General features: G+C 68.4%; 6 protein-coding genes. 4 read left to right on the forward strand and 2 right to left on the reverse strand.

The features are described 5' to 3' along the window. Positions 1-15 precede the first annotated feature (15 nt). On the forward strand, positions 16-810 hold the full coding sequence (locus VFG33_RS12095; protein ID WP_325025599.1) for an S-methyl-5'-thioadenosine phosphorylase: 795 nt from the start codon (positions 16-18) through the stop codon (positions 808-810). Continuing rightward, positions 807-1874 carry an NAD-dependent epimerase/dehydratase family protein gene (locus VFG33_RS12100; protein WP_325025602.1) on the forward strand — a complete coding sequence of 356 codons (1068 nt, stop codon included), beginning with the start codon at positions 807-809 and terminating at the stop codon, positions 1872-1874. The genes VFG33_RS12095 and VFG33_RS12100 overlap by 4 nt, the downstream gene beginning before the upstream one ends. 913 nt (positions 1875-2787) lie before the next feature. Here VFG33_RS12100 and VFG33_RS12105 read toward each other — a convergent pair. Together VFG33_RS12105 and VFG33_RS12110 are read right to left on the reverse strand one after the other, a co-directional pair. Continuing rightward, positions 2788-3939: a sensor histidine kinase gene (locus VFG33_RS12105; protein WP_325025603.1), complete on the reverse strand. Its 1152-nt coding sequence runs from the start codon at positions 3937-3939 to the stop codon at positions 2788-2790. Beyond that, on the reverse strand, positions 3936-4634 hold the full coding sequence (locus VFG33_RS12110) for a response regulator transcription factor (RefSeq protein WP_325025605.1): 699 nt from the start codon (positions 4632-4634) through the stop codon (positions 3936-3938). The genes VFG33_RS12105 and VFG33_RS12110 overlap by 4 nt, the downstream gene beginning before the upstream one ends. Before the next feature lie 122 nt (positions 4635-4756). On the opposite strand from VFG33_RS12110, the gene VFG33_RS12115 reads away from it, so the two are divergent. Further along, positions 4757-5416: a glycosyltransferase family 2 protein gene (locus VFG33_RS12115; RefSeq protein ID WP_325025607.1), complete on the forward strand. Its 660-nt coding sequence runs from the start codon at positions 4757-4759 to the stop codon at positions 5414-5416. Next, positions 5413-6714 carry a DUF2064 domain-containing protein gene (locus tag VFG33_RS12120; RefSeq protein WP_325025609.1) on the forward strand — a complete coding sequence of 434 codons (1302 nt, stop codon included), beginning with the start codon at positions 5413-5415 and terminating at the stop codon, positions 6712-6714. The genes VFG33_RS12115 and VFG33_RS12120 overlap by 4 nt, the downstream gene beginning before the upstream one ends. Positions 6715-6742 lie beyond the last annotated feature (28 nt).

Here is a 6742-nt window from a genome sequence, read left to right on the forward strand (position 1 = left end):
TCTAGGGTCGGAAGCATGGCAGAGATCGGTGTGATCGGTGGGTCTGGTTTCTACTCGTTCCTGGAGGATGCGCGGACTGTCGAGGTGGTGACGCCGTTCGGGGCGCCGAGTGAAGCACCTGTCGTGGGCGAGGTGAACGGCCGCGAGGTCGCCTTCATCCCGCGGCACGGCGCCGACCACCGGCTCCCGCCACACCTGGTCAACTACCGCGCCAACCTCTGGGCGCTGCGATCGCTCGGAGTCCGCCAGGTGCTCGGCCCGTGTGCTGTCGGTTCGCTGCGCCCGGAACTCGTCCCCGGCACGATCGTCGTTCCGGACCAGTTCGTCGATCGCACCTGGGGCCGCGAACACACCCTGTACGACGGACCGCCCCGCCCGGTGGTCCACACCTCCCCCGCCGACCCGTACTGCGCCGTCGGCCGCCGGACCGTGATTGCCGTGGGCAACGGCGAGGTGATTGCCGACGGCACCATGGTGGTGATCAACGGACCGCGGTTCTCGACTCGGGCGGAATCCCAGTGGCATGCGGCGCAGGGGTGGTCGGTGGTCGGGATGACCGGCGTACCGGAGGCAACGATCGCCCGGGAACTGGCGCTCTGCTACACGTCGATTGCTGTGGTCACCGACCACGATGCGGGGATCACCAGCGGCGATGGGGTCACGCAGGCCGAGGTGTTCAAGGTCTTCGGCCACAGCATCGAGCGCCTGAAGTCCCTGCTTGCCGACGTGATCGGCCAACTCCCGAAGCCAGACGCGGACTGCACCTGCCGCCACTCGCTGGACGGCACGGCCGCGGCGGATCTCTGGTGAAGGTCCTTGTCACTGGTGGGGCCGGGTTCATCGGGCAGCACGTGCACAGGCAGCTTGTTGCTGAGGGCCATGAAGTCAGGGTGTTCGACTCGCTCCGGTCGGATGTGCATCAAGGACCGCCGGAGGTGGACAACCTGATCGTGGGCGACGTCCGGGACGGCGCGGCGATGGACGAGGCGCTGAGCGGCGTCGAGGTGGTTGTCCATCTGGCGGCGAAGGTCGGGCTCGGTGTTGATCTCGACGACATCGACGACTACGTGTCCAGCAACAGCCTCGGTACTGCGGTCCTCCTGCGGGCTATGGGTCGCCGAAAGGTGCAGAACCTGGTCTACGCGAGCTCGATGGTGATCTACGGCGAAGGACACTACGAGTGCGACCGGCATGGGGTGGTCGCACCTGGTCCGCGCCGAGTGGAAGACCTGGAGCGCGGTCGTTTCGAACCACCCTGCCCGCACTGCGGCGAGCAACTCCGCCCTGGGCTGGTGCACGAGTCAGCGGCACCCGATCCGCGCAACACGTATGCCGCCAGCAAGTTGAACGGCGAACACCTCGCCGCCGGCTGGGCGCGGGAAACAGGTGGGCGGGTCGCGGCGATGCGCTTCCACAACGTCTACGGACCCGGCATGCCTCGCAACACGCCGTACGCCGGAGTCGCCGCCCTCTTCCGCTCAGCCCTCGACCGAGGCGAGTCCCCACAAGTCTTCGAAGACGGCCACCAACGCCGGGACTTCATCCACGTCCACGACATAGCAACCGCAGTAACAACCGCCACAAACGCAATAAAACAAGGGCGCGGGAGGGCGGCGGGAGCCGGGCAGGCGGACGAGGCGGGGCGGGCGGCGCATGGACAAGAGGCGGGGTTTGTTGCTTATAACGTGGGAAGTGGGGTGGTTCGGACTATTGGGGAGATCGCGGAGGAGTTGGCTCGGGCGTACGGCGGGCCGGGGCCGGTGGTGACTGGGGCTTATCGGCTCGGCGATGTTCGGCATATCACCGCGTCATCGCAGCGGATCCGGGACGAGCTTGGGTGGAAGCCGGAGTACGTTCATTCGGCCGCCTTCTGACGGGGTGTGGATGGGTGGGTTGACGTGAGGGTGGTTGGTCCGGCTGGGGCGCCGGGTGGTTCGCGGGGTCATAGGTGTGGGTGGTTCGCGGGTCATAGGTGTGGGTGGTTCGCGTCGCCGGGCTGCGGAAGTGTGCCAGTCGAGGTGCCGGGCATCAAGAGCGCCTTCGGCGTCCCCTGCGGGGATCGAGCGAGCTCGACTCTTGACCCCCAGCACCTCGACCAGGGGAAGGACGCAGCTGTCCCGGAGCCGCTGGGAGGATTGACCACAGGTGCAGGTGGTTCCCGGTCGAGACGGCACCCGGATCGGTCGGTCCACTGGTTGTCGGCGAGCTGGTTTCGGACAAGAACTGGCGACCTGGTTCTGTCTAAGCGCCCACCCGATCACCGATCCGCACGGCGCACCCACGGGCTGCGATCCACCCCGATGGTCCCCGTGCATCACCTGGCGATCCACGTGCATCACCTGGCGGTCCACGTGCACCGCCAGGCGGACCAGGCGCGCACCGGCCAGGGCCGATGCCGGGCTTCGCGGTGGATAGCGCTCTACAGGTCGTTATCGGTCGAACGAGTCGGCAGCGGCCGGTAGCGCTCCCCGGCCGATGCCGGGCTCTGCGGCCGATAGCGCCCTACAGACCGCTATCGGTCGAACGACCCGGCAGCGGCCGGGTCGCCGGGTCGCTGGGCCGTCGGCTGGCCGGGTCGTCGGCTGGCCGGGTCGTCGGCTGGCCGGATTCCGGGGCGGTTTCGGGGAGTGCGCATCTGAGCCGCCGCGATGACCAGCCAGTGGGTGGTCGGCCGCGGCGTTCATTCGCCGCCTATTGACTCCTGGGGTGAGATAGGTGTCCACGCTCAACCACCCACACAAACGGTAGGAGAGCCGTACGACCTCAGCAGTGGGATCGCCGATCTGCTCAGGAGTTGACCGGCACTGGGGGGAGTTCGATTTCGAAGGCGCAGCCGCCGTCGATGTTGGTGACGGCGATGCTGCCTGCGTGGGACTCGACCACGCCTCGGGCGATCGCGAGTCCCAGGCCGCCGCCGCTTGACCCGGAGCCGTTGGCCGGGGTGCGTTGTTCGTCGCCGCGCCAGCCGATGTCGAACACGCGCTCCAGATCGTCGTCCGGGATGCCGCCGCAGCCGTCTGTCACGGCGAGTCGCACCCGCCCGTCGACCTCCCGGTCCACCGCCAGCTTGACGGTCCCGCCCGGCTCGGTATGGCGGATCGCGTTGCCCACCAGGTTCGTCACCGCACGCGTCAGCTCATCGGCGTCTCCATCGACGGCAAGCCGATCGTCGTCGTCCGGTGTCGCCACCGTCAGCGTGACACCTTCCGATCGCGCATGCTCGCAGGTCTCCCCCGCGACATCCTCGGCGAGCTCCCGCAGGCTGACCGCCGAACGCCGTCGCGGCGGCGGCGCAGCGGACAACCGGGACAACTCGAACAGATCGTCCACCAACCCGGTCATCCGATCCACGGTCGTCCGCATCTGGCGCAAGGCGCCCGGCACATCGTCGATCACCCCGTCCTCCAGTCCCTCGGAGACCGCCCGCAGCCCGGCGAGCGGAGTACGGAGGTCGTGGGACATGAAGGCGACCAGTTCGCGTCGGCTGGCTTCCAGGGCGCGCTCGCGTTCGCGGGAGGCAGCCAGTCGTTGCCGCGTCAGCTCCAGTTCGTCGGTGAGCGCGGCCAGTTCGGCCGGCACGCTGCCAGTCGAGCCCACGACCGGCTCGTACGACGTCCCGAGGTGGCGCAGGCGCCGGCCGACATCCCGCGAGCCGACGCTGATCCAGTGCCCGAGCAGCACGGACATCGCCAGGCCGAGCAGGGCCGAGAACGCCAGCGCCCAGAGCACCACCCAGGAGTCGTGCGTGGAGATGAACATGGCTTGGACGCTCTGCAGTACCGCGGCCAGCGCGGCCGCCATCGGCACGATCCCGACGACGATCATCGTGACGCGCAGGGAGCGGCGGCGGAACCGCCAGAGGATGAACGCACCGACCAAGGCGACCAGCAGCGTCCAGAGAGCGGTGTACGCGAGGATCGTGAACGTGTCGCGGTTCATTCGGCCTCCCCCGCGAAGCGATAGCCGGTGCGCGGAACGGTCAGCACCAGCCGGGGATCGGAGGGATCGAGCTCGATCTTCTCCCGCAGCCGGCGGACGTGCACCGTCACGGTCGACGAGTCGCCGAAGTCCCAGCCCCAAACGCGGCGGAGCAACTCCGCCTTCGTGTATGCCTTGCCCGGATGCGCCACCAGGAACGCCAGCAGGTCGAACTCACGATGCGTCAACGCGAGCTCGGTCCCCGAAAGGAAGGCGGTCCGCGCCGCGGTGTCGACTGTGATCGGCCCCGCACTCAGCTTGGTCGGCGTGAGATCCAGCCCGCCCAGCCGCTCCTCGCGCCGCAGCATCGCCTGCACCCGCAGCGTCAGCTCGCGCGGGCTGAACGGCTTGACCACATAGTCGTCCGCGCCGACCTCGAGCCCGACCAAGCGATCCTCTTCCTCGCCACGCGCCGAGAGCATGATCACCGCAGCCCCGTCGTCCGCCGCGCGCATGCGCCGCAACACCTCCAGGCCGGAAAGCCCGGGCAGCATCACGTCCAGCACGACCACCGAGGGCTTCCACTGCTGCCAGACCTCGACCGCCGCCAGTCCGTCGGCGACCACGCGGGCGTCGTAGCCAGCCTTGGTCAGATAAGCCGAAACGACGTTCGACACCGTCGGGTCGTCGTCCACCACGAGTACACGAGTAGCCACGGAACGAGCGTAGATCTTCCCACCTCGCCCGGGCGCCACCAGCAGCGGTCCGGAGGCGGCCGTAAGCGAGCCGTATCCGCATTCCACCCCGGCAGCGCCAGGATCTTCCCTACCGTCGAAGAGTGTCCCCAGCCGAAGTCGATCTCATCCTCCCCTGCCTTAACGAGGCATCCGCCCTGCCCTGGGTGCTCGACCGGCTACCTGCCGGCGTACGGGCCGTTGTCGTCGACAACGGTTCCACCGACGGCTCGCCCGAGATCGCAGCCGGGCTCGGCGCCACGGTGGTGCGGTGCGACCTTCGCGGGTACGGTGCCGCCTGCCACGCCGGCCTGGAAGCCTCCACGGCACAAGTGGTCGCGTTCCTCGATGCGGATGCCTCGTTGGATCCACAGCAACTGGTCCGGGTCACCGCACCCGTCTTGGCCGGGCAGATCGACCTGATGCTCGGCAGGCGAAGGCCGATCTCCCGGGATGCGTGGCCGTGGCATCTCCGGGTCGCCAACGCTGAACTGTCGCGGCGGATCCGCCGGCGGACCGGCGTACGGTTGCGCGACCTCGGACCAATGCGCGCGGCCCGCCGCGAAGCCCTACTCGGCCTGCAGTTGACGGACCGGCGATCGGGTTATCCGCTGGAGACAGTCGTCAGAGCGGCCGACGCCGGCTGGCGGATCGCGGAGGTCGACGTCGACTACCTGCCGCGCTCGGGCCGCTCCAAAGTCACCGGTACGCCGCTCGGCGCGGCCCGGGCGGTCAAGGACATGACGAAGGTGCTCTCCGCATGAACACCGTGACGGCCGCGACGGTGATTGTGATCGCGAAGCAGCCGGTGCCGGGGCGGGTGAAGACGCGTCTGCAGACCGAGTTCACCCCGTCCGAGGCCGCCGCCCTCGCCCGTGCCTGCCTCAGCGACACACTCGCCGCAGTCCAGGACACGTCCGTACGCCGGTCCGTCGTCGCGCTGGATGGGGATCCCGGCCCTTGGCTGCCGGCCGGGTTCGTCGTGGTGCCACAGCGAGGTGATGGTCTCGACGAGAGAATCGCGGCCGCCTTCGAGGACGCGTACGCCGGTGCGCCAATGATGCTGATCGGGATGGACACCCCGCAGGTGACACCGGAACTTCTCGAGATCGACTGGGCGGAGCACGACGCCGTCCTGGGGTTGACCGAGGACGGCGGCTACTGGTGTCTCGGTCTGCGCAAGCCGGACCGCCGGGCGCTTGTCGGCGTACCGATGTCGACTGATCACACCGGTGCCGACCAGCTTTACAGGCTCGAGCAACTCGGTTATCGGGTGCTGTTGCTGCCGACTTTGCGCGACCTGGATACGCCTCTGGACGCGGCGGTGATCGCGGCTCGATACCCGTCGTTGCGGGTCTCGCGGTTGCACCGGCGGCTGCATCACTCGGCGCATCCGGGACTGCTCTTCGAGAAGGCGCTCGGTGGGACGCAGGTCGTTGCTACCGGCACCGATGGACAGGCTGTTCCGTCATTGTCCGAAGTAGATCGGTGGAGAGCGCCGGCGGACGACGTGGACCGGCTGGCGTTGAGTCGCTGCGAAGGTCCGGTGCTCGACATCGGCTGCGGTCCGGGGCGGATCGTGACGGCTCTGGCGGAGCGTGGGATTCCTGCGCTCGGGGTGGATATCTCTGCTCAGGCAGTACTTTTGACCACCAAACGTGGAGCGCCGGCCTTGCGGCGGCCGGTGCAGGAACCGCTGCCCGGCGAGGGCCGTTGGGGAAGCGTCCTGCTGATGGACGGCAACATAGGCATCGGCGGCGCGCCCGAACTGTTACTCCGGCGTTGCGCGGAACTGGTCCGGCCGAACGGCATGGTTCTCGTCGAAGTCGATCCCGACGACTACCTCGACGACACCCAGCCAATCGTCCTGCGCACCCACCAAGGTCGCCGCTCCACCCCCTTGCCCTGGGCAAGAGTAGGCAGCCGCGCAGTACTCCACCACGCCCGCACCGCCAACCTCCTAGCCACAGAAGACTGGCGAGCCAACAACAGAGCCTTCCTAACCTTCCGCCGCTCCCCCACACAGCTGCCCAAAGCGCACATGGCAAGCGAGGCGGGGTGAAAGCGCACAGCGTGAAAGCTGAGCGCCG

Source organism: Kribbella sp., from assembly GCF_035687465.1.
Lineage (GTDB): Bacteria > Actinomycetota > Actinomycetes > Propionibacteriales > Kribbellaceae > Kribbella.